At 38.1% G+C, this 24294-nt stretch carries 18 protein-coding genes; 12 read left to right on the top strand and 6 right to left on the bottom strand.

Annotation, left to right across the window (positions count from 1 at the left end; genetic code table 11):
• Positions 1-17: 17 nt before the first annotated feature.
• On the top strand, positions 18-902 hold the full coding sequence (locus R8G33_11720) for an outer membrane protein assembly factor BamD (protein MDW3096333.1): 885 nt from the start codon (positions 18-20) through the stop codon (positions 900-902).
• Here the strand turns inward: R8G33_11720 and R8G33_11715 are convergent.
• Positions 899-2539: an NAD+ synthase gene (locus tag R8G33_11715; GenBank protein ID MDW3096332.1), complete on the bottom strand. Its 1641-nt coding sequence runs from the start codon at positions 2537-2539 to the stop codon at positions 899-901. The two genes, R8G33_11720 and R8G33_11715, sit on opposite strands and share 4 nt — an antisense overlap.
• A 102-nt stretch (positions 2540-2641) precedes the next feature.
• Between R8G33_11715 and R8G33_11710 the strand changes: the two genes are divergently transcribed.
• From R8G33_11710 to zapD, 11 genes are all read left to right on the top strand, one after another.
• Positions 2642-4276: an ATP-binding protein gene (locus R8G33_11710; protein MDW3096331.1), complete on the top strand. Its 1635-nt coding sequence runs from the start codon at positions 2642-2644 to the stop codon at positions 4274-4276.
• An 11-nt stretch (positions 4277-4287) separates the two neighbouring features.
• Positions 4288-5664, top strand: coding sequence for a sigma-54 dependent transcriptional regulator (locus tag R8G33_11705; protein MDW3096330.1), 1377 nt, complete (start codon positions 4288-4290; stop codon positions 5662-5664).
• A gap of 273 nt (positions 5665-5937) precedes the next feature.
• Complete coding sequence (locus R8G33_11700; protein MDW3096329.1) at positions 5938-6387, top strand: pilin; 450 nt, start codon at positions 5938-5940, stop codon at positions 6385-6387.
• Between the two features lie 98 nt (positions 6388-6485).
• Positions 6486-8429, top strand: a complete 1944-nt coding sequence (locus tag R8G33_11695; protein MDW3096328.1) for a hypothetical protein — start codon at positions 6486-6488, stop codon at positions 8427-8429.
• 71 nt (positions 8430-8500) lie between these two features.
• Positions 8501-9382, top strand: a complete 882-nt coding sequence (locus R8G33_11690; GenBank protein ID MDW3096327.1) for a glycosyltransferase family 2 protein — start codon at positions 8501-8503, stop codon at positions 9380-9382.
• A 68-nt stretch (positions 9383-9450) separates the two neighbouring features.
• The gene (locus R8G33_11685; GenBank protein MDW3096326.1) at positions 9451-10281 is read left to right on the top strand and encodes a glycosyltransferase; all 831 of its coding nucleotides are present in this window, start codon (positions 9451-9453) and stop codon (positions 10279-10281) included.
• Between the two features lie 1185 nt (positions 10282-11466).
• A complete protein-coding gene (gene pilB / locus R8G33_11680; protein ID MDW3096325.1) occupies positions 11467-13185 on the top strand; it encodes a type IV-A pilus assembly ATPase PilB in 1719 nt (572 codons plus the stop codon).
• A 3-nt stretch (positions 13186-13188) separates the two neighbouring features.
• The gene (locus R8G33_11675; GenBank protein ID MDW3096324.1) at positions 13189-14409 is read left to right on the top strand and encodes a type II secretion system F family protein; all 1221 of its coding nucleotides are present in this window, start codon (positions 13189-13191) and stop codon (positions 14407-14409) included.
• Positions 14410-14417: 8 nt separating this feature from the next.
• On the top strand, positions 14418-15284 hold the full coding sequence (locus R8G33_11670; protein ID MDW3096323.1) for a prepilin peptidase: 867 nt from the start codon (positions 14418-14420) through the stop codon (positions 15282-15284).
• A gap of 12 nt (positions 15285-15296) precedes the next feature.
• Positions 15297-15893, top strand: coding sequence for a dephospho-CoA kinase (gene coaE / locus R8G33_11665; GenBank protein ID MDW3096322.1), 597 nt, complete (start codon positions 15297-15299; stop codon positions 15891-15893).
• A gap of 18 nt (positions 15894-15911) precedes the next feature.
• Positions 15912-16682 (top strand): cell division protein ZapD, encoded by a 771-nt coding sequence (gene zapD, locus R8G33_11660; GenBank protein MDW3096321.1) that lies wholly within the window; start codon positions 15912-15914, stop codon positions 16680-16682.
• Here zapD and R8G33_11655 read toward each other — a convergent pair.
• The 5 genes from R8G33_11655 to lpxC all read right to left on the bottom strand — a co-directional run bounded on the left by R8G33_11655 (position 16679) and on the right by lpxC (position 24122).
• A complete protein-coding gene (locus R8G33_11655; protein ID MDW3096320.1) occupies positions 16679-17620 on the bottom strand; it encodes a Nudix family hydrolase in 942 nt (313 codons plus the stop codon). The two genes, zapD and R8G33_11655, sit on opposite strands and share 4 nt — an antisense overlap.
• Positions 17621-18838: a bifunctional glutamate N-acetyltransferase/amino-acid acetyltransferase ArgJ gene (gene argJ, locus R8G33_11650; GenBank protein ID MDW3096319.1), complete on the bottom strand. Its 1218-nt coding sequence runs from the start codon at positions 18836-18838 to the stop codon at positions 17621-17623.
• A 22-nt stretch (positions 18839-18860) separates the two neighbouring features.
• Complete coding sequence (gene secA, locus R8G33_11645) at positions 18861-21593, bottom strand: preprotein translocase subunit SecA (protein ID MDW3096318.1); 2733 nt, start codon at positions 21591-21593, stop codon at positions 18861-18863.
• Positions 21594-21778: 185 nt separating this feature from the next.
• A complete protein-coding gene (locus R8G33_11640) occupies positions 21779-22705 on the bottom strand; it encodes a M23 family metallopeptidase (GenBank protein ID MDW3096317.1) in 927 nt (308 codons plus the stop codon).
• Positions 22706-23207: 502 nt separating this feature from the next.
• A complete protein-coding gene (gene lpxC / locus R8G33_11635; protein MDW3096316.1) occupies positions 23208-24122 on the bottom strand; it encodes a UDP-3-O-acyl-N-acetylglucosamine deacetylase in 915 nt (304 codons plus the stop codon).
• Between the last annotated feature and the right edge of the window lie 172 nt (positions 24123-24294).

Genomic DNA, 24294 nt, shown 5'->3' with positions numbered 1-24294 from the left:
TTAACTTTTTATCTAACATGTTCCATAACATTCGATATTTGCAATTAATTTGTATCCTATGCCTGATCCTGATATCAGGTTGCTCGACCGTCAAAGGATTATTTGGCGATGATGAAGATGAAGATCCTACGATAAGTGAGGACATATCTGCACGTCAACTTTACCAAAAAGCGAATGGTGAGATGCAGAGAAATCAATTCGCAGATGCTATCGAAAGCTATACACTTTTAGAATCACGCTATCCATTCGGTCGCTATGCACAACAAGCTCAACTTGAACTTACTTTTCTCTACTATCGACAAAGCAATATGGATGCATCAATCAGTAGTGCTGACCGTTTTATCAAACTAAATCCACAGCATCCCAATGTGGATTATGCACACTATATGAAAGGCTTGGCCAATTTCGATAAAAGCAAGTCATTTTTAAACTACATACTGCCTCGTAATCCTTCAGATAAAGATCCGGCACCTCTAATGGCATCTTTTGACATTTTCAATAATTTAATACAGAAATTCCCAGATAGCTATTATGCGGAAGATGCCAAGCAACGCATGATATATTTACGCAATGAATTAGCAGAATATGAGCTAACAGTTGCAGATTTTTACATGCGCAGAGGTGCTTATGTTGCTGCCGCCAATCGCGCTAAGTATGTTATGGAAAAATATCAAGGAGCACCCGCAATGCCTCAAGCTGTTTACACACTTGAACTTGCATATCGGCAATTAGGCATTAATGACTTAGCCTATGACACTCGCAAAGTATACGCCGCTAACTTTCTAGGAAAAGATGGTAAATTACTAGACCCAAACTACGCTACAACCAAGATAAGTTGCGCAACAAATGTATGGGATAGAGTATTAGAAAAACTCAATTTAAAAACGTACTACTGCAATTAATCATTATTCAAATATCTAAGTACGCCCGACGTGATCGGATATCGACGATCTTTACCAAATGCTCGCTTAGTAATTTTAATTCCTGGTGGGGCTTGGCGACGTTTATATTCATTTTGAAATACCATTTTGATAACACGTGACACCGTTTCTTCATCAAAACCCTGCGACACAATTTCATTACGGCTTTTATCTTGCTCAATAAACATCTTCAGAATTTCATCAAGCTCATCATAAGGTGGCAAGCTATCTTCATCTTTTTGATTAGGCGCTAATTCTGCACTCGGCGGCCGATCAATAATTCTGTTCGGAATGACGTTAGCTAATTTATTTCGATAATTTGCCAACTCATACACCAATGTCTTTGGCACATCTTTTAATGGCGCATAACCACCAGCCATATCCCCATAAAGTGTTGCATAGCCCACTGCCATTTCACTTTTATTGCCGGTAGAAATTACCATTTGGCCAAATTTATTTGAAAGCGCCATTAATAATACACCCCGTATTCGTGCTTGAATATTCTCTTCTGTCGTATCTTTCTTAACGCCATCAAACAAAGATCCAAGAGAGCCTTCAAAAGCATTTACCAAGCTATCTATTTCTACTACAGAATATTTAACACCGAAATTTTGCGCCAATTCTCGTGCATCTTCTAAACTCATTTCTGAGGTGTATTTGGATGGCATCATTACTGCGTGCACTTTCTCAGCACCCAATGCATCCACCGCCAATGCCAATACAAGCGCAGAATCTATTCCTCCCGAAAGACCAATTAACCCACCATTAAATCCATTTTTATTAACATATTCCTGAAGCCCATAAACTAGCACTTTATAAACAGTTTCATGATCACTTCTTAAAGGACGAACGGGTCGATGCATTACCAAGTCCTCAACATTTTTATCAAACTCGACCAATGACAAATTCTGCTCACATTCAAAAGCTCTTATCACAATATTTTGATGCCGGTCCATAGCAAATGAACCACCATCAAACACTAGTTCATCTTGCCCGCCAACTTGATTAACGTAAATCACTGGCAAATCATTTTCCTGGACCCTCTTAGCTACTTCAGACTCTCTTTGAACTTGTTTCCCAACATGGTATGGGCTTGCATTTATATTGATGACTACTTGCGCACCAGCTTCTGCTGTTAATCTCGCAGGCTCAGCACTCCATATATCTTCACAAATAGTCAAGCCCAACAACACACCTTTTATATCGACTACACATGCGCTAGCACCTGAAACAAAATATCTCTTTTCATCGAATACATCGTAGTTGGGTAGTGCTATTTTGTAGTACTTTGCTAACACATGATTGTCTTGAATTACAATGGCTGCATTATATTGTGTATCATCTTCAGTCCAGGGCGACCCCAAAATAACCGTTATTCCAGCTGTTTCCTCCTCTATTTTAGAAATGGCCATTTCAACACGACGCAGCACGTTAGACCTATACAATAAATCTTCAGGTGGATAGCCAGTCAATGCAAGCTCGCTAAATATAATGCAATCAACATTTAAGCGTGACTTGGCATCTCGAATACTGGTGATAATTTTCTCGCAATTACCCTCCACATCACCCACCAAGAAATTAAGCTGACTGATAGCAATCTTTAAACTTGAATTTGACAAAGAAACCTCATCTATAAGTAACAACAATATAGTTGTTGAGTAAATGATATAGTTGAAAAACCTTGCTACTATAATAGCCTGTTTATCACATCTAAATGCTGCATGACTAATTCGAACTTAAAAAATCAGCATATTCGCCGCAAAGGCGACCAAAAAAAATCTCTTCAGTCACGATCATTACAACTACTCAATGCTTATCGTTTAATAATCGCAGCATTATTATTTAGTTTTAATTTTATAGAGATTAGCTTTATTGGGCGTATAGAACCGAGTCAGCTATTTTTCTCTTTAAGTACATTTTATCTCATTTACTCAGTTTCTGCTTTCATTGTTAGCACCAACAAACTATTAAAACTAAACACTCAAGTACATATAAATGTATTAGTTGATGTGATACTAACCACACTATTTACTCTAAATGCTGGTGGAATTGATAGTGGCTGGGGAACATTAATTCTAGCCCCTATCGCTGGAGCTTCTCTATTATTACCAGGTCAAACTGCATTATTGTTTGCATCCTATGGGACTGTAGGTCTAATTTTACAAGAGCTTTATGGGGATTTATCAGGTGTAATTATTAACACATCCTACACTCAATCTGGTCTGTTGGGTGTTGCTCTATTTGCAATCGCTTTTCTTGCAATATCATTAGCAAAACGGGTCACAGAAAGTACAGCGCTTGCAGAAAAACGCGGTATAGATCTAGCAAATCTTTCTCAATTAAATGACCATTTAATCAATCGCATCGAATCCGGAATAATTGTCGTGGATGAAGACAATTCGATTAAGCTCATGAATCGGGCAGCAACAGAATTATTGGGTATACGTCAAAACACTCAAAATATTAAACTCGGAGACACATCTAGAGAATTGCTGGAGATCCATAGCAACTGGCTCAATAATGATTCTAGTATTTCTAGTCAAGACTTCTTCGAAATCAAAAGAAAAAATTTATCCTCACTACGAGCACGCATAACAAAAGTTGGCGCACGTGTCGAAGACAAGGGTTCGGTAATATACATATCTGATTCGTCAGATTTAAACAGGCAAATTCAAGAAAGCAAACTGGCTTCTTTAGGTAGACTAACGGCTAGTATTGCCCATGAAATAAGAAATCCACTTGGTGCAATCAGTCATGCGGCACAGCTTTTGGATGAATCTGATAATTTATCAGCAGATAATAAACGGCTAGCAGATATTATTTATGACCAAACAAATAGGTTAAATAAGATTATAGAGAGCGTGCTTCGTTTATCAAGAAAAGAAAGCGCTTCCATTGAGCCAGTTGCGCTAGATCAATGGCTAAATAAATTCGTCAGCGAATTTCAAGAGTTCAATGAGGTTGATGAAAATTGGTGCAAAATTAATCTTGCAGAAGAAGATATAGTTGTATACACGGATATAAATCACCTCCATCAAGTACTATGGAATTTATGTACAAATGCTATCAAATATGCTGCAAATAAGAATCAGCAATCAAGTATTACATTAAACGCATATACAGATAACACAAGCAGCACAAGCTACTTAGATGTTGTAGATAACGGTCCAGGCATAAATAGTGTGGAACAAGAGAAACTGTTCGAGCCATTCTATACAACAAGCACAACTGGCACTGGATTAGGCCTGTATATCTCTAGAGAACTCTGCCTTAGCTACGGAGGTGACTTAACTTATTCTAATTCCATTGAAACAGGCAGTTGTTTTCGTATTCGCTTTGCACAAAAACCACTATAATCGCTATCGTTATGGTTAAAAATATACTAATTGTTGATGATGAGCCCGATATCCGGGAGTTATTAGAAATAACACTTAGCCGTATGCAGCTAGAACCCACCGCTGCTGCTAACATTAAAGATGCTAAAGCCATTCTATCTTCTCGCAGTATTGACCTATGCTTAACTGACATGAAACTCCCAGATGGCGATGGTATCGAGTTAGTCTCCTATATCCAGAACAAACATCCCAATATGCCAGTTGCCGTGATAACAGCATATGGCAGCATGGATGCAGCCATAAAAGCACTAAAAGCAGGTGCTTTTGATTTTGTTTCGAAGCCATTAGACATCAAAATACTACGCAAACTAGTTTCTGGTGCACTGAAATTAACAAATGGAGAAAACGAGAAATTAATAGAAGAAACCAGTCAACATGGATCTCGTTTAATTGGCAACTCCAGTGAGATGCAAAAATTAAACTCCACTATTTTAAAATTAGCACGAAGCCAAGCCCCTGTTTATATCCGTGGCGAATCAGGCGTTGGGAAAGAACTGGTCGCAAAAGAAATTCATTTGCAAGGCCCTCGTAGCGACCAGCCCTTCATTCCTGTTAACTGTGGCGCCATACCTACAGAATTAATGGAAAGCGAATTCTTTGGCCACGTAAAAGGTAGTTTCACTGGCGCTTCTAGCGACAAACAAGGGCTATTTGAAGCTGCTCAAGGTGGCACTTTATTTCTTGATGAGGTAGCAGAGCTCCCTTTGCATATGCAAGTTAAACTGTTGCGTGCCATACAAGAACGCGCCATCAAGCCAGTTGGCAAACAAGAAGAAATAATAGTAGATGTCCGAATTTTAAGTGCTACCCATAAAGACCTCAGCCAAGAAGTTGAGCAAGGTAATTTTAGGCAAGATTTATTTTATCGAATTAATGTGATCGAACTTCCAGTGCCTCCTTTGCGCGATCGATCGGACGACATTGAGACATTATCAAACTATATTTTAAATAAAATTTCTGAAAACTATTTATTAGAAAATTTGACCATCAATGAATTAGCTTTAAAAAAATTATGTAATTACTCTTTCCCAGGCAATATAAGGGAATTAGAGAATATTTTAGAGCGCGCAGCAACACTTTGCGAAAATGAGAATATCACTGCAGAAGATATTCTACTACCAAATGATTTAGCAACTAACATTCCTACTGTAGATGATATTTCTGATAGTGAAAGCTCCAGTATGACACTAGATAAAGATCAGCTAGAAGCTTATCTAGAGGATAAAGAGAAACAAGCAATCACAGCAGCATTAGAAAAGACAAGATGGAATAAAACTGCGGCAGCTAAAATATTGGGTATTTCGTTTAGGCAATTACGATATAGACTTAAAAAACTTGATTTAGAGTGACCAGCATTGTCACTAACTGTCAATTTAAACCACATAAATCAAAATCTAGACCTTTTATCAGCTTGCAAATGATTCTATCGCACCTAATAAGGTATTGTTTAACCTCAATTTATTCAACGTGCCTGATATTGGCATGAATACTGAATAAATCTAGCTCAAGATTGAAAAGCAATCTGCCAGTTTCCAGGAGTTCAGGGTAATACAGAGAGCGCAAGGAAGCGTAGGTATGAATAAATTTACACTAACTTAATATCTCATATGAGGATTTTTAAAATGAAAAAAGTACAACAAGGCTTTACTCTGATCGAATTAATGATCGTTGTTGCAATTATCGGTATTCTTGCTGCAGTTGCATTACCTGCATACCAAGACTACACAATTCGCGCAAGAATGGCGGAGCCGCTAGGTTTCATTGCACAAATGAAAACATCTGTGTCTGAGTGTCTTCTAAGCACAGGTTCAGTTACACTTTGTAACACTGCAACTGAAGCTGGTGTTAGTCCTGCTGATATTGCTGGTGGATCAGATTATGTTTCACTAGTAACTGTCGGTGCAGCCTCAGTCATTACTCTAACACCAAACTGGGCAAATCTTGGTGATGCAGGTGCTGCTGGAAACCTTGTTTTCACACCTGACACAACTAATTTAGGTGGCGGAGTGCAATGGGATTGCACTGTTTCAGCTGTAGCAATTAATAAATACGTCCCAGCTGACTGTCGATAGCTCTATCTCTGCTTGATATTTCCAACCTATCAGGCAAACTTAAAAGGCGTAGTAAATTACTACGCCTTTTTCTTTTGTGCCACATTGTTCATTAATTAATGCATATTTCTAGCATCAAAATCCCCTTAATTTTAGTCGCAATATCGATAGTCACTTTTATAGCTTACCTGCCTACATTAAATGGTGACTTTTTACACGACGATCGTCCAAATTTAGTTTTTAATGAAAAGGTCCAAATTGAATCATTAACTATAGATTCTTTAAAACGTGCTTCGACTTCATCTAACGCTAGCACCTTAAAACGACCCATAAGCATGGGATCTTTTGCACTTAATTATTATTACTTTGGCGACAACCCTTTTTCTTTCAAATTAACAAATGTAATTCTACATTTACTCACTGGTATTCTTGTATTTTTCATTACTTTCAATCTTAGAAAGATTTCTATAAAGAACACGCATGATCATTCGTCATTCTGGTTTGCTAGTATTGTCACACTTATTTGGTTAGTTCACCCTCTGCATGTTAGCACCGTTGCATATATCGTACAGAGAATGGCGATTCTCTCTACATTTTTCACCTTACTTGCAATTTTATTCTATCTTATTGGTAGATTAAAAATTATTAACAATGCTAATTCTAGTTGGCTTTATTTTATCTTATGCATATTTTCTATTACCCTCGGGATTTACTCTAAAGAAAATGCCGCACTAACGCCGGTTTTTATTCTATTAATAGAGGCCATTATCTTCTATCCAATAAGCCGTTCTGAACAGTTTAAAAATATCTCAAAGCAGTTATTTGCCATTATTGCATTATCAGTCACCATCTTAATCTTCACATTCAGCAACGATATAAATATTTTCCTGTCAAATTGGTATTATGAAACGCGCGAGTTCACAGTAAGTGAAAGGCTATATACACAAGCCAGAGTCATCATGTCTTATATTAAATGGCTGGTATTTCCAAACATTCAAGAACTTGGCTTATTTCATGATGATATTGCTTTATCAGAATCTATAATTTCACCGATAACAACTTTACTTAGCATTACTTCTATTGGAGTCTTATTGATTTTTAGCCTAGCCGTAAAAAAGACGATGCCACTTGTATCTCTAGGCATAGTCTGGTTTTTTATAGGACATATAATTGAATCAACTATCATCCCACTAGAAATGATTTACGAGCATAGGAATTATTTGCCTTCAATAGGTTTGATAATTGCATTCATTAGCCTCTTAAGCACAATAATAAATAATCAAAGCAAACTTAAACGTTATTCAGGTTATTTGGTTATTATTGTGGCCACAATATTTAGCATAATCACTTTTTCCCGTGCTAATCAGTGGTCGGATTCTATCAATTTTGCATACTTTGAAGTACAACATCATCCTAACTCACTAAGAGCAAATCACACATTGGGGATGGAATATAAAGGCATGGTTGAAGCGGGATATACGGAATATAAAGCCAAAGCATATCAGTATCTGGAAATAGCATCGAAGCTTGGAGATAAAAGAATTATTTCAGAAGCAGCGCTTATCGCATTAGCAGATAACTTAAATGAACCCGCTAGACCAGAATGGATTGACAGGATGGCGACCAAATTATCTACTCCTGTTCCACGTATTAGTGATGTGAAATTACTCAAAACAATTACGGATTGCACTAAAAAAGCATGCATATTGCCAACTGACGCTGCACAAATCTTATTTGATGCGCTTGAATCAAATCAAAGGCTTGAATTAAATGAAGTAATTCACTCAGCATATCATTCCGCGAGAGCACAGTTTATCCTTCAGCGAGGCATGAATCCATTACTTGCTGAGCATCATTTGAAGAAAGCTATGGCAATTAATCCCGGCGAAATTCAAAACTATGTTGACTACATTAATTTATTATTAGCACTTAATCGCCCGAGAGAGAGTCTTCCTTATCTTAAACGGGCTAAAGATAAAAATAGAATATATGAAAATATTCCACAACTTACAGAATTGGAAAGAATCGTCACTCTAGCAATTGAAAAAAAACCCAAGTCTTAGCTGAATAATATACTGATAAATATATCAATTAACTATATCATTGTATCCTGATTCAACAGTGCTCTTTTACCATGTCATCAAATTTTTCAGTTGTTATCCCAGCAAAAAATGAAAGTGAGAATTTGGCTCTATTACTTCCAAAATTACATTCAAGCTTTCCTAACCTGCCCATTATAGTTGTTGATGATGGCTCTACTGATGACACTCATTCAATAGCCAGTGATTACGCAACAGAAGTTATATCTCACCCTTATAGTATGGGTAACGGAGCAGCGATTAAATCAGGCGCAAGAGCATGCAAAACAGAATACATTATATTTATGGATGCTGATGGCCAACATGACCCAATCTACATTCAGAACTTAATCGATACAATAGAAACTGGTTACGACATGGTCGTTGGCGCTCGAACTGAAGAATCACAAGCCAATATACTGAGAGGATTAGGCAATAAAGTTTACAATTTCATTGCATCAAAAGTTACCGGTCATGAAATTAGAGATTTAACTTCTGGATTTCGAGCAGTAAAACGAGAGTTATTTATAAGATACCTATATTTACTTCCCAATGGCTTTTCATACCCCACAACTATTACCATGGCATTCTTTCGCAGTGGCTACTCTGTTTCTTACCTACCTATAGTAGCAAATAAGCGCAAAGGGAAAAGCCATATCAATCTATCTAAAGATGGAATAAGATTTTTTATAATTATTATCAAAATTGCATCTTTATATTCTCCTCTAAAAGTCTTTACGCCTGTATCGGTATTTACTGCCATTCTAGGTTTATCAAACTATGCATATACATATATTGTCGCCGAAAGATTTACCAATATGAGCGCTTTACTCTTTATAGTATCTATAATTATATTCATGCTTGGTCTTCTTGCGGAACAAATTACAGTCTTAACATATGCAGCCAGTGAAAGACGCAGGCCGGATCAGGTCAAATAATATTTTAATTATCAATAAATAGACACACCAGGATGAACAGTAAAGAGCAGCCACTAGTTTCAATAGGCATGCCTATATACAATGAAGAGAAATTTGTACACGAATCTTTGACTTCACTAATCAATCAGGATTATGAAAATCTTGAGATCATAGTTTCAAATAATGCCTCGACTGATCATACCGAGTCGATTTGCAAACAACTCGCCAAAAAAAATAAAAAAATAAAATACTATACACATGACATCAACTATGGAATATCTGACAATTTTAATTTTGTCTTAGAAAAATCATCAGGCAAGTATTTTATGTGGGCTTCAGGACACGACCTTTGGTCACCAAACTACATAAGTGAATGCGTGAAACTAATGGAAAGTAACCCAAATGCCGTCATATCTTTTGGATCATCGAAATGGATTGATCACGATAATAATCCAATTCAAGATAAACAATACGGGTGGATTGACACTAGGGGGCTAGACAATTTATCTAGATATGTTGTGACATTTTGGGGCAACATGCATCCGATCCTTGGAGTTATTAATAGAGATAAATTAGCTGCTAGAAATGCGATCGGCGCTGTGGGTACAGATATGGTTATTCTATGCAGGCTTGCACTCATTGGCGATTTTATCCATGCAATCAATGCACATTGGGAGAGAAGAGAATTTCGTAATGAACTCAATTACGACGACAAAATAATACGCTATAAAAGCAAAGAATTTGGACTCATCTCATCGAAAATAGGTAAACTCTTCCCACTTGCAAGATTACCCATTGAGCTTTTCAAGGACATAATTGAATCAAACTTAACTCTATATAAAAAGATCGTCTTAGCCATACTATTATTATTAATGCTTCCCTTTCGTTACATTGCAGGAAAGAGAACAAACAGCCAATAACTTTCTAGGGACAATCCGACATCATCACAATCCCAACCAATCTAAAAAGTGTCTTTCAAGCGTTAAAAATTGTTTACACGCCTCTTATATTATTTTGGTTATCTTACGTTGCCTGGGGATCCCGCAGTCTCATCTATGACTTTTTTATTTCTATTAACGTACTACAAATAACTTTTTGGATACTTATATGGATACTCCTACATGTTATTGCCCCGCTATTCACGGTACTTTCTTTAAGCACTACTGATAAAAAAATAAATTACTTACAAGCATTTGAGATCCATACATCTCATCTACCAGCCAAATACTTGCCTGGAGGTATCTGGCATACAGTCGCTAGATCAAAAGAATACTATTCTATGGGATTTACTCCGAAGCATATCAGTCTATATTTATTTCATGAGAACGTAATTATAGCCACCTCAACCTTGTTCATTGGAGCATTTATAATTAGCCTTCTTAGTCAGAATGAGAATCAGCAAATAATTACAAATATAGTATTATTATTAAGTATTTTTTGTTTCATATTGTGGCCATTTTTTATTAACCGTTTTAATAGTACAAAACTGATTAGATCAATAAAAATTTATCTACTCTGCTTAATAATTATATTTATATATTGGTTGTTAGCAGGGTATTCATTCTCATCTTATTTTGAAGCTCTACCTAATACAGAGAAATTCTGCTCTCAATTGTACTCAGCTGGCGTATATATATTCTCGTGGGGGGCTGGATTTATTACTATTTTTGCACCGCAAGGGTTGGGAGTAACTGAGTATGTAGCCAGTAAATATCTATGCAGCACGCATAATGAAAATAATATTATAGCAATCATTGCAAGTTTCAGGATTGTAATATTATTAGCAGATATTATTACATGGTCTATGACACGATTTATTAAACTCAAAGTACTCAGCAGATAAAGTCTTTTCATGTTGATGTAACCGCTTATCTGCATTTTGCATCAATTTGTTTCCCACCCAAAGCATGTGAATCATGAAACCAACATATGATTTTTTACTCAAACCCAATCAAATTGAGATTAGAAGCATCATCGGCCAGCTTGCTCATCTAGTCGTAAAAGTGCATATTTTATCAGAGACTTACTGAATTTATATAATTCTCTCTGATATAATTAACGCCAGAAAATAATGCCCATTTACACAACTAATCGATAAATTCACAGTGGCCACACCTGCATCATCAGTAAGAATCGGAGGACTAGCACTTCGTTTAATCAACGATGGTTTGATCTCCGAAGAGATTGCCTCTCAAGCGCAACAGCAAGCGCGAGAGGATCAAATTTCTCTTGCCAGTTATTTAGTAAAAAATGACTTTGTGGAAGCAAGCGCACTAGCGAACTGCGCTTCAATGGAATTTGGAATTCCCTTGCTAGATCTTGACGTATTAGACCTAGATTCTATTCCTATTAGCCTAGTACCAGAAAAGCTAATACGCCAGCATCATGCACTACCGATTCAAAAAAGAGGCAACCGTTTATTCGTGGCGATATCTGACCCGATGAACTTAGTAGCGCTGGATGAATTTAAATTTAATACGGGTATATCGACTGAACCGGTATTAGTTGAAGAGGATAAATTAGGTCAGATATTAGACAAAGCTCTTGAAATGGGTGATACCTCTATGTCCATGGACGGCTTGTTAGACGACGATCTAGATAATCTCGAATTTACAGATACAGAGGATTCACCTAGCGATGATGGCGCTGAATCTGATATCGATGACACACCTATAGTACGCTTCGTTCATAAAGTATTGCTAGATGCAATCAATAAGAAAGCCTCTGATATCCATTTTGAGCCTTATGAGCGAACATTTCGGGTTCGATTTAGAATAGATGGAATATTAGAGGAAATTGCCAGTCCTCCAATAACATTGGGACCACGCATTAGTGCGCGTCTCAAGGTAATGTCTAGATTAGATATATCAGAACGGCGAGTCCCTCAAGATGGCCGAATTAAAATGCAGCTTTCTAAAAAACGTGCCATCGATTTTCGTGTTAATACTTGCCCAACCTTATTTGGCGAAAAAATTGTATTACGTATATTAGACCCAAGCAGTGCAATGCTAGGCATTGATGTTCTTGGTTACGATGAGGACCAAAAACAATTATATTTAGATGCTTTAGCAAAGCCTTATGGAATGATATTAGTGACCGGTCCTACTGGTTCAGGAAAAACAGTCTCGCTCTATACAGGTCTGAATATACTCAACACACCTGACAGAAATATCTCTACCGCAGAAGATCCATCAGAGATCAATATGCCGGGAGTAAACCAGGTCAATGTAAGACCTAAAGTAGGACTCACTTTTGCCTCCGCCTTACGTGCATTCTTACGTCAAGATCCTGATGTGATAATGGTAGGCGAGATACGTGATCTTGAGACGGCAGAGATAGCAATCAAAGCAGCTCAAACTGGCCACTTAGTTCTATCAACATTGCATACAAATGATGCACCTCAGACTTTAACTCGTCTCGCCAACATGGGTGTACCTCCTTTCAACATCGCTTCCGCAGTATCACTAATTATAGCCCAACGGCTGGCGAGAAAATTATGCGACCATTGCAAGGTAGTTGACGACATACCTCAAGAAGCCTTGATTGAAGAAGGGTTCAAAAAAACTGATCTGAAAAATCTAACCATTTATAAGGCTGTAGGTTGCGATCAATGCACAAATGGGTATAAGGGGCGTGTAGGCATATATCAGGTAATGCCTGTCTCTGAAGCAATGGGCAGAATAATAATGGAAGGTGGAAATTCTTTGCAACTTGCTGATCAAGCAACAAAAGAAGGTGTTGCTGATTTAAGACTTTCAGGCTTAAAAAAGGTCAAAGATGGAGTTATTAGCCTTGAAGAAGTAAACCGTGTAACTAAGGACTAAGCTATGGCAACAGCAACCACTAATTCAATTACTTTTCTATGGGAAGGTTTAGACCGTAAAGGCTCTAAAGTTAAAGGAGAGTCTCAAGCCTCTAGTGAAATTTTATTGAAAGCAGACTTAAGACGCCAAGGAATAAATCCTTTAAAAGTAAAGAAAAAAGCTAAATCTTTATTTGGAAATGGTGGAAAAAAAATAATACCCAAAGATATTGCCGTATTTGCTAGACAACTTGCCACTATGATGACAGCTGGTGTTCCATTAGTGCAGTCATTTGAAATCATCGGACGCGGCCATGAAAATCCAAATATGCAAGAATTAGTACTAAGCATAAAAAATGATGTAGAAGGGGGTACAAGTCTCGCAGATGCCCTAGAAAAACAACCCAAATATTTCGATGCTTTATTTTGCAATCTCGTAGGTGCTGGAGAGCAATCTGGCGCACTGGAATCACTACTCGATAAAGTTGCTACTTATAAAGAAAAAACAGAAGAATTAAAAGCTAAAGTCAAGAAAGCCCTATTTTACCCAACAGCTGTTTTAGTAGTGGCATTTATAGTAATGACAATCTTGTTAATATTTGTTGTGCCCCAATTCCAAACTATATTCCAGGGGTTTGGCGCAGATTTACCCGCCTTTACTCAAATGGTCATCAATCTTTCTGATTTCTTTCAGTCTTATTGGTGGCTTGTGTTCGCTGGTATTGCCGCAGCATTCGTAGCATTCAAAATGGCTAAACAGCGATCACCAAAAATGCGTAGATGGCTAGACATCATGTCATTAAAAATCCCAGTGGTTGGTGGTATATTGGAAAAATCTGCCATCGCAAGATTTGCACGAACCATGGCGACTATGTTTGCCGCAGGTGTACCGTTAGTTGAAGCCATGGAATCTGTTGCTGGAGCGTCTGGAAATGCATTATTTTATGAAGCCACCATGAAAATGAAAGATGATGTTTCAACGGGCACACAATTACAACAAAGTATGAAACAAACAGGCATTTTCCCTAATATGATGGTCCAGATGGTAGCCATTGGAGAAGAATCTGGTGCTTTAGACGAAATGCTCTCAAAAGTAGCTGACTTTTATGAAGCAGAAGTTGACAATCTTGTAGACGGTCTCAGCAGTTTATTAGAGCCGCTTATTATGGCTGTTCTAGGGGTGCTGGTTGGTGGGCTTGTAATTGCAATGTACCTACCGATCTTCAAGATGGGTGCAGTTGTTTAATTTATAACGTGCAATTATTACATTTATTAAACACCAATCTAGTTTTCTTTATTAGTTGTAGTGTTGTATTAGGCTTATTGATTGGCAGCTTCTTAAATGTTGTTATCACCAGATTGCCAGTAATACTCGAAAGAGGCTGGAAGAGCGAGTGCCAACAACTTCTAGCAATAGACAATTCAGCTGCAGATGAACTACAAAAATTCAACTTAATCACTCCTCGCTCTCAATGCCCTTCATGCAAACACATTATAAGTAGCTTAGAAAATATTCCCTTATTAAGTTATTTATTTCAAAAAGGTAAATGCCGCCACTGCGGTACATCTATTTCTGCTCAGTACCCTCTAATAGAATTATTCACTGCATTATTTACAGGATTAATCGCTTTTAAATTTGGCTTTAATTGGCAAGCATTATTTGCCATGGTTTTAGGCTGGAGTTTAATTACTTTAGCTATGATTGACTTTAGAACAACTTTACTCCCAGACAACATTACCCTTCCTATTCTCTGGCTTGGAATTATCGCTAATTACTTTAATTTATTTTGTTCGCTTGAAGAGAGCGTACTTGGTGCAATTTTTGGGTACTTATCTCTTTGGCTAGTATTCCAAGTATTTAAATTAATTACTGGGAAAGAAGGCATGGGCTATGGTGACTTCAAATTACTTGCTCTGCTAGGTGCTTGGTTAGGCTGGCATTACTTAATTGCCATAATTCTAATATCATCAGTGGTTGGCAGTATAATTGGTATTAGTTTAATTGTTACAAAAATACTAGGTCGAGATGTACCCACCCCATTTGGTCCTTATTTAGCTCTGGGGGGTATTATATGTTTAATATGGGGCCCAGAAGTTAAATCTCTATTTGGCTCAATGTGATCTTATCATCGTATGTTACGCATCGGACTTACAGGTGGAATAGGTTCTGGAAAAACTACTGTTAGCGATCAATTCCGCCAACTATACAAAATACCTGTTATTGATGCAGATGAAATTAGTCGTGAGCTACTCTCTATTTCGGGAAAAGCTTATGATGAAGTCGTCAGTTTATTTGGTTCGGAATGTTTGCTTAACTCAGGAGAAATCGATCGTAAATTATTAAGAGAAAAAATTTTCACAGATAATAAGCTACGTGCATCACTCGAAAATATAGTACACCCAAAAGTTCGCGCTGAAATCTTATTGCAAGCGTCAACTCTAAGCACTCAATATTGTCTAATCGTTATACCTTTATTAATCGAATCAAATATGCAATCTATTGTAGATCGAATTTTAGTTATTAATACTAATAAACAAAACCAGCTTGATCGCGTGTCTTCACGAGACAAGTGTTCTAAAAACCATGTCGAAGCTATTGTAGATTCCCAAATCACTCTTGAAGAACGCATAAAACATGCTGATGATGTCATTACTAATAACGGCGACCTAAAGAGTTTAATACTTCAAATACACCAACTTCACCAAAAATACTTGGATTTAACGATTTAGCCACTTCATAATCACTAAATGTCTTCATTAGTCCATTTCGAGCAACCCCTCAATGAGCGTATTCGTACGTTTATGCGTGTAGAACAGCTATATAGTCGCTGTACATACTATATGGACAAAGAGGGTGCCTTAGACAGCCACTCAGCCCTGTCTGCGTTGCTTGAGCTAATGGGTTTAGTCTCTCGAGGGGATTTAAAAAGAGAGCTCATGAAAGAGGTCAAAAGACAACTAAGTAATCTCCAACAGTTACACAGCATTCCGAGCCTAGACCAAGACAAGCTAGAAAAATTAATTTCCGGACACTTAGGATTAATCAATGAATTAGATAATCAACCTGGTCAATTAGTCTCTCATTTAAAAGACAATGATTTTATCAACAGCATTAAACAGCGAGCTGCTATTCCGGGTGGCACATGTGATTTTGATTTGCCTTCCTACCACTATTGGTTAACCCAGCCATCAAATAAACGTAAAGAAACCATTCAGACCTGGTTGCAACCATTTATTATTGTGAATAATACTGTCGTTCATTGTTTAGATTTAATTAGAAGCAGCTCAGAAATTGAAAATTGTGAGGCTATAAAAGGTTTCTACCAAAGAAATTTAGATCAAAATCAACCTAACCAATTAATTCGTGTATTGGTTGATATGAATGACCAGTGTTTTCCAGAAATTAGTGCAGGCAAACATAGATTCTCTATACGCTTTCTAGAACAACCCAACCCTAATCAATACCCCAAACAAGTAGATCGCGATATTAATTTTAAGATCTCTTGCTGCACCTTTTAATTCAAAAATGCACGTATTGCCGCAATGCCTTGCGCACCGTGCACTTTAGCATTTTCGTAATCGTTCACACTCATCCCACCTAGGGCATATACTGGACTATTAGCCATAAAACACAATCTCCCAAATTGTGGCCAGCCAAGAGTACTTGCGTCAACATGACTATGTGTTTTATTAACTGATCCAATCAACACGCTACGTACACCAAGTGTATTAGCCATATCAACTTCTTCAGCGTTATGACATGATGCTGAAAAAAACTCCATACCATTGTGTGTAGACAGGTTTTTACAAACCTCGTACAAACGAGCGCTATTAAGGTGGATACCATTTGGATTTATTTCTGCTACCCAATCTAATTCACAATTAGTAATAAACTTAGCCTCGAATTGCATACACATTTCTCTAAGTTGTTTAGCGTTAGCAATATAGGTTTGTTTACTCACATTGTTTGCGCGGTATTGAACTAATGATATTCCAGACTCGAGCTGATATCTGACAATTGAAGTTAGTTGATTTTTAAGCACATCTTGGTCAGCAATCATATAACTGCGTGGTAAACTAATTGCGTCAAGAATAGCCCTATTGGCAGCCGGAAAATCCAAAGATGAAAATTGCGAATAGTCCACCCATTGAAGCTCTTGATGCTCGACAGATCTTACTACTCCCGAATATCCATTTACATTAAATACTTGAAAATGTAACTGTCTATCATCATATTGATGCTTCAGCTCAATAAGTTTTGATGTGGAGTTAACCTGGATATCAAGTTCTTCAGATAATTCTCTTCTTAATGCCATTTTAAATGATTCTTTAAGGGCAACTTTCCCGCCAGGCAACTCCCAGCAGCCTTCAAGGTGTGTGCCCATTTTTCGTTTACTCACCAGTATTTTTTTCTGAGAATTTTCGACAACACCGATAGCAATGCGTTGTTGAATCATTTAACTACGATAATCTGCGTTAATACTAACGTACTCATGAGTTAAGTCGGTTGTCCATACTGTGTGTTGCGCCTGGCCTAAATTTAGTTGCACTATAATTTCAATTTCTTCAGATTGCATTGCTTGTTTACCTAATCGTTCTGTATAGCTGGTAGCTAGCTCGCCTCGCTCCATTACAGGCACATTATTAATTGATAAGCTCGCCTGAGATAACTGCAAATCATAGTCATTACATTTACCTGCAGCTGCCATGATACGTCCCCAGTTTGGGTCGCTAGCTGAAAATGCTGTTTTCACTAACGGTGAATTTGCCACTGAATATGCGACCGACTTGGCTTGTTGTTGATTACTGGCTTTTTCAATACACACAGTAACAAATTTAGTTGCTCCTTCGCCATCTCGAACAATTGCTTGCGCTAACATTTGCATAACCCAATATAAAGCACGTTGAAATTGGTTTTTATCTTCTTTATTGATTTCGTCGAATATAACTCCTGATTTTCCCGTAGCAATTAATACACAAGCATCGTTGGTTGATGTATCACTATCAACTGTGATTGAATTAAATGACTGCTCTGTTGCTTGCGATAACAATTCTTGTAACATTTGATTTGAAATATCCAAGTCAGTGGCTATATACGACAACATCGTTGCCATATTAGGCTGAATCATACCTGAGCCTTTTGCAATACCCGTTACTTGAATATCTTTCCCCGCAATATTAATTTTTTTACTATAGGCTTTAGACACTGTATCGGTAGTCATTATTGCTTTTGCTGCTAACAACCAATTATCGCAAGATAAGTTTTCTTTCAGACATGATAATTGATTCGTAATTTTACTCGCATCTAACACCTCTCCAATGACTCCTGTGGAGAAAGGCAGCACTTGCTCAGGCGTAACCTTAAAGCTCTCTGCAACAGCTTTAGTAGTATCTAATGCCGCATTCATACCTATCTGGCCTGTACCAGCATTTGCATTACCGGCATTAATAATTAAGTAGCGCGGAGTTATTTTATTAAGATGGTCGACAGATAGACTCACTGGTGCAGCACGAAATTTATTCTGCGTAAATACTGCTGCAACCTTTGCTTCCTGCGCTATTTCAATTAATACAAGATCATCTCGATCAAGGTAGCGAATACCTGCGCTAGCAGTCGCTAAACGTACGCCCTCTATGGCGTGTACTTGAGTTGGCTCGGTTAAATTAACCGCCATATCGATTCCTCAGCCTAGAGAATTAAGATAGTTTTCCGCAGCAGTGCTTATATTTCTTACCAGAACCGCATGGACATGGTTCATTTCTACCGACTTTTTTGTCAGCACGCACAATAGGGTCTGATTTAACTACGTCAGCCTGAGGTTTACCAGTTTGCTGCTTTGACACCTCACTCGGATGAAGAACATCCGCAGCTTGCTCATGTTGTAGCTGTAGACTATCCGCATCAGTCTCATTTTTCGGTGTAATTGGTGCAACTTCTTCAGGAGATTGAAACTTCACATGACATAGAAAAGAAATTGTGTCCTGCTTAATTTCTTCCAGCATTTGCTGGAACATTTGAAATGCTTCCCGTTTGTATTCTTGCTTTGGATTTTTCTGTGCATATCCACGCAAGCCGATACTTTGCCTCAAGTAATCCATTGCCGCCAAATGTTCTTTCCATTTAGAGTCTAGCACTTGCAACATCACGTCTTTTTGTAACTTGTGCATCATTTCATCACCAAGCAACTTCTGTTTCTCATCGAACAAACTTTTTACGGATGCATGTATTCGCTCACGAAGAGGCTCTTCATATAAATTGTCATCACGATCCAACCAATCTTGCAGCGGCAGCTCAACATTCACTTCTTTATGTAGCGCTTGAGTTAGTCCACTTACATCCCACTGCTCTGCCATGCTATCAGGTGGAATATAATTATTAATAATATTTGTCACTACATCGAATCGAATATCTTCAATATTTTCAGATATATCCTCAGTGCTCATTAAATCACTGCGCTGCTCGTAGATTACTTTACGCTGGTCACTAGCAACATCATCATACTCTAGCAAGTTTTTACGAATATCAAAGTTGTGTGATTCAACTTTGCGCTGTGCATTTTCAATTGCTTTAGATACCCAAGGATGCTCAATCGATTCACCCTTTTCCATGCCTAATTTTTGCATCAATGTACGGACACGATCAGACGCAAAAATTCTCATCAAGTTATCTTCTAAAGAAAGATAAAAGCGACTTGACCCTGGATCACCCTGTCTTCCAGCACGGCCACGCAATTGGTTATCAATACGCCTAGACTCATGTCTTTCTGTACCAATAATATGTAACCCACCTGATTTCAATACATCATCATGATGATGCTGCCATTGTGTTTTAATATCTTCTACTAGATTTGAATCAGGGTCTTCACCTAGCTCCGCAATCTCAGCATCTAAGTTGCCACCTAAGACAATATCTGTTCCCCGTCCAGCCATATTTGTTGCGATGGTCACTGCACCTGTTTTTCCCGCTTGCACTATAATTTGTGACTCAGATGCATGATGCTTCGCATTCAATACCTTGTGTTCAATGTGTGCTTGTGTCAACAATTTTGAGAGATGTTCTGAAGCTTCAATTGAAGCAGTACCAACCAGTACTGGCTGGCCCCTTTGCATGCAATCCTTCACATCTTCGATAATAGCTTCAAATTTTTCTTGTAATGTTAAATACACAAGATCACCACGATCATCGCGCGCCATATCTCTATGGGTTGGCACGACCACCACCTCTAAACCATAGATTGACTGAAATTCAAATGCCTCTGTATCTGCCGTACCTGTCATTCCACTTAACTTCTCATACAAGCGGAAATAATTTTGGAATGTTATTGATGCTAACGTTTGGTTTTCATTTTGAATTTTGACGCCTTCTTTTGCTTCAACTGCTTGATGCAGGCCTTCTGACCATCGACGCCCTGGCATTGTTCGACCAGTAAACTCATCAACAATTACCACCTCACCATTACGAACAATGTAGTCAACATTTTTCTGGAACAACACATTAGCTCGTAACGAAGCATTGATATGATGTAACAGACTAATGTTAGCAACATCATACAATGAGTCCTCTTCTGCAAGCAGACCTGTTTCTGTTAATAAGTCTTCTATGTGTTGATGACCCTGCTCGCTAAGAAAAACTTGTTTAGATTTTTCTTCTATAAAAAAATCACCTTCGCTATCTTCTGATGCTTGTTGAATTAAGTCAGGAACAATTTTATCAACTTTCATATACAGCTCAGAGCTATCATCAGTTGGTCCTGAAATAATTAGCGGTGTTCTTGCTTCATCAATTAGGATCGAATCAACTTCATCAACCACCGCAAAATACAAATCACGCTGAGCTCGTTGGTCAGCAGAAAATTTCATGTTGTCTCGCAAATAATCAAAGCCAAATTCATTATTAGTGCCATACGTAATATCAGCGGCGTATGCTAATTTGCGCTCCTCATCATTCAGACCACCTACAATCACTCCCACAGTGAGACCGAGGAAGTTATAAATCTTTCCCATCCACTCCGCATCACGTCTTGCAAGATAATCATTCACAGTTATGACATGGACGCTATTACCAGTAAGAGCATTCAAATAGACGGGTAATGTAGCAACAAGGGTCTTTCCTTCTCCTGTTCTCATTTCAGCAATATTGCCATCATTCAACACCATGCCACCGATTAACTGCACATCAAAATGACGCATACCTAATACACGTTGTCCTGATTCGCGCACTACAGCAAAAGCTTCTGGGAGTAGTGATTCTAATTCAGCTCCAGCTTGTATCCTGTCTTTAAATTCTTGAGTTTTTTGTGCTAACTGAGAGTCACTCAAACTCTTAATCGACTCTTCTAATTGATTAATTTTATTAACTAGTTTTTTGTAGCGAGACAGAATTCGCTGGTTGCGACTGCCAAAGACTTTTTGTGCGAGCTTTCCGATCATTTTTTGAGATAAGGCAATTAAGTGAGGGTTAATGTAACTATGTGGGGCCAGTGTATATGGCTTTCAATATATGAATATTAACAAATAAGTTTTGACTTAATATTTATGCAGCATATATTGAATATGTCTGGTTGCTTTAGCAACTAAATAAGCAAGGGAGTGGAGCAGAAATTAATTGATATAGCTTATTTGTTCTCTTTGGAACGGATGAATTTCATTGGATCTACACGTGCGCCGTTTTTAAGCACTTCAAAATGAACGTGAGGGCCGGTCGATCTGCCCGTACTGCCCATTTTTGCTATAACCTGACCTTTCTTAACGGTCTGACCTACTTTAACGGACAACTTATCATTATGCCCGTAGCGAGTGACATAGCCGTTTCCGTGATCAATTTCTACTAAATTACCATAACCTGATCGGTCATCTGCTTCTGTAACCACACCGCCCGCTACAGAAATAACATTTGAGTAGTATTTACCCGCGAAATCGACGCCGCGATGATATTCTTGCTTACCTGTAAATGGATCTGCGCGTTTACCATAATGAGATGATATCCAACCCTTTTCTATCGGTCGCCCTTGAGGATAAACTTCTTCGCGCAAGTTTCGGTCAGTCAGCATTACATCCAAGGTATGTAGCTTATTCTCTTGGCTCTGTAACTGCGAAGATATGGTTGCTAGGATTTGTTCCATGCTAGCTAATACGTCTTGATTTGAGGCATCTGCGTAAGAATCCGGACCACCAAATCCTGGGGGCTGAGTAAAATCAATTTCCAAATCATCTAGATCAGCCATATTGAGCAGCTTATTACCTAACGCGTCTAAACGATTAATATGCGCCTGATAATAAGCAATTTTCTGTGTAAGAGCCTCGAGGTTCGCATCACTTTCTAAACGTACCTCTTCCAGCTGGTCTTGCTGGCTTTTTATATCGTGTTTCCAATTTGCCACTATTCCATGGTGACCATACTCCACTCCTAACCAATAGCCTGCACCTAGAAATGCACCCATAACGGTGATGCCTATTGCAATCGCTAATAGATACTGTTCTGGGCTAAAGTAGCGTACGCTGTATAAACGGCTCCCAGAGCGCGGCAAAATGGTTAATTTCATGATTTACATTAAGTCAATTTTAATTTTATGATGGCCAATATACCTTATTTATAATTATAACTTGCATCACCCTAGGTAGATATTAGACAAACATGATGAAATCCCCAATGCGCCCGATACATTCCCTGATTGATTCAAAACTGTTAGATCGGACACAAAATATACAATCCTTGACTAATAGCCTCCATAGTCGACTTTCAACCGAGCTACGTCAGCATTGTTGGGTTATCGATGTTATCGGCAATACACTAGTAATAATTACAGATAATGCTGAAAGAGCCAGTATCATACGCTATCAGCAACATGAGCTATTAAAGCAGATCAACGAGGAGTTTACAGGATCTTTAGAAGTACCGGTACGGCGCTTAAAGGTCAAGGTTGACTGCAATTTATCCAAACTCTCTAATTCCAAGGATGTAATTCAGCATAGGACCAAAACTGAATTATCAAACGCAAGAAATCACTGTCGTAAGATGCTGTTATATTTGCGAGATAATCAGACTTAGGCAGCTGTGGCAGTTTCAGCATACAAAATAGGCACATCATTAGAATGCTCTTCAAATGTTACTTCTTCCCATGCAGTTGGATCACTTAATAAGGTACTAAGCAATATATTATTAAGCTCGTGGCCAGATTTATAGCCTTTAAATGAACCAATTAAACTGTGTCCAAGCAGATAAAGATCACCAATGGCATCTAGAATTTTATGCTTTACAAACTCATCCTCATAACGCAAGCCATCTTCGTTAAGAATTTTCTGGTCATCCACCGCGATAGCATTATCTAAACTACCACCAAGTGCAAGATTTTGTGCGCGTAGATACTCAAAATCACGTAAAAAACCAAATGTGCGAGAACGACTCACTTCCTTCACAAAGGAAGTGGATGAAAAATCAATTTCAGCAGATTGTGGTCCCGCCTGAAACACTGGGTGATCGAAATCTATTGTAAATGCGACTTTGAAACCATCATAAGGCTGGAATTCTGCCCATCGATCTTGATCTGTTACACGTACATGTTTCTTTATTCGCACAAACTTCTTGGCTACATCCTGCTCGCGTATTCCTGCTGACTGTAATAAAAATACAAATGGCCCGGCACTGCCATCCATGATCGGAACTTCAGCCCCAGATAACTCAACATATAAATTGTCGATACCTAGACCCGCTATAGCAGATAATAAATGTTCAACCGTAGATATTTTAATCCCGTCTTTTTCTAAAGTGGTCGACAATTGTGTATCACCAACATTATCAATACATGCCTTAATTTCGGGGGAATCCTCTATGTCTGATCTTACAAATATTATGCCTGAATCCGCATTCGCTGGCCTCAGTGTGAGCTGGATTTTCTCACCAGTATGAAGGCCGACTCCACTTGCACGGATAACATTTTTCAGCGTTCTTTGTCTTATCATTATAAATTTCCCAGCATTTATTCAACCAATCCTTAGATACCTCTTGCTACAGTTACGCAATTGAGAACCATTATCAATTAGATCGCAAGATATTACCAGCTTGAATCATTGATCTACATGCTACGACCAATCATGTAGCTGATAATTCCCTAAGTATTCCCAGCTTATCCTA

This window comes from Gammaproteobacteria bacterium (assembly GCA_033344735.1).
Taxonomy (GTDB): Bacteria; Pseudomonadota; Gammaproteobacteria; order UBA4575; family UBA4575; genus UBA1858.
The sequence above is the reverse complement of the archived record's forward strand: the minus strand, read 5'-3'. Positions and strand labels throughout refer to the sequence as shown.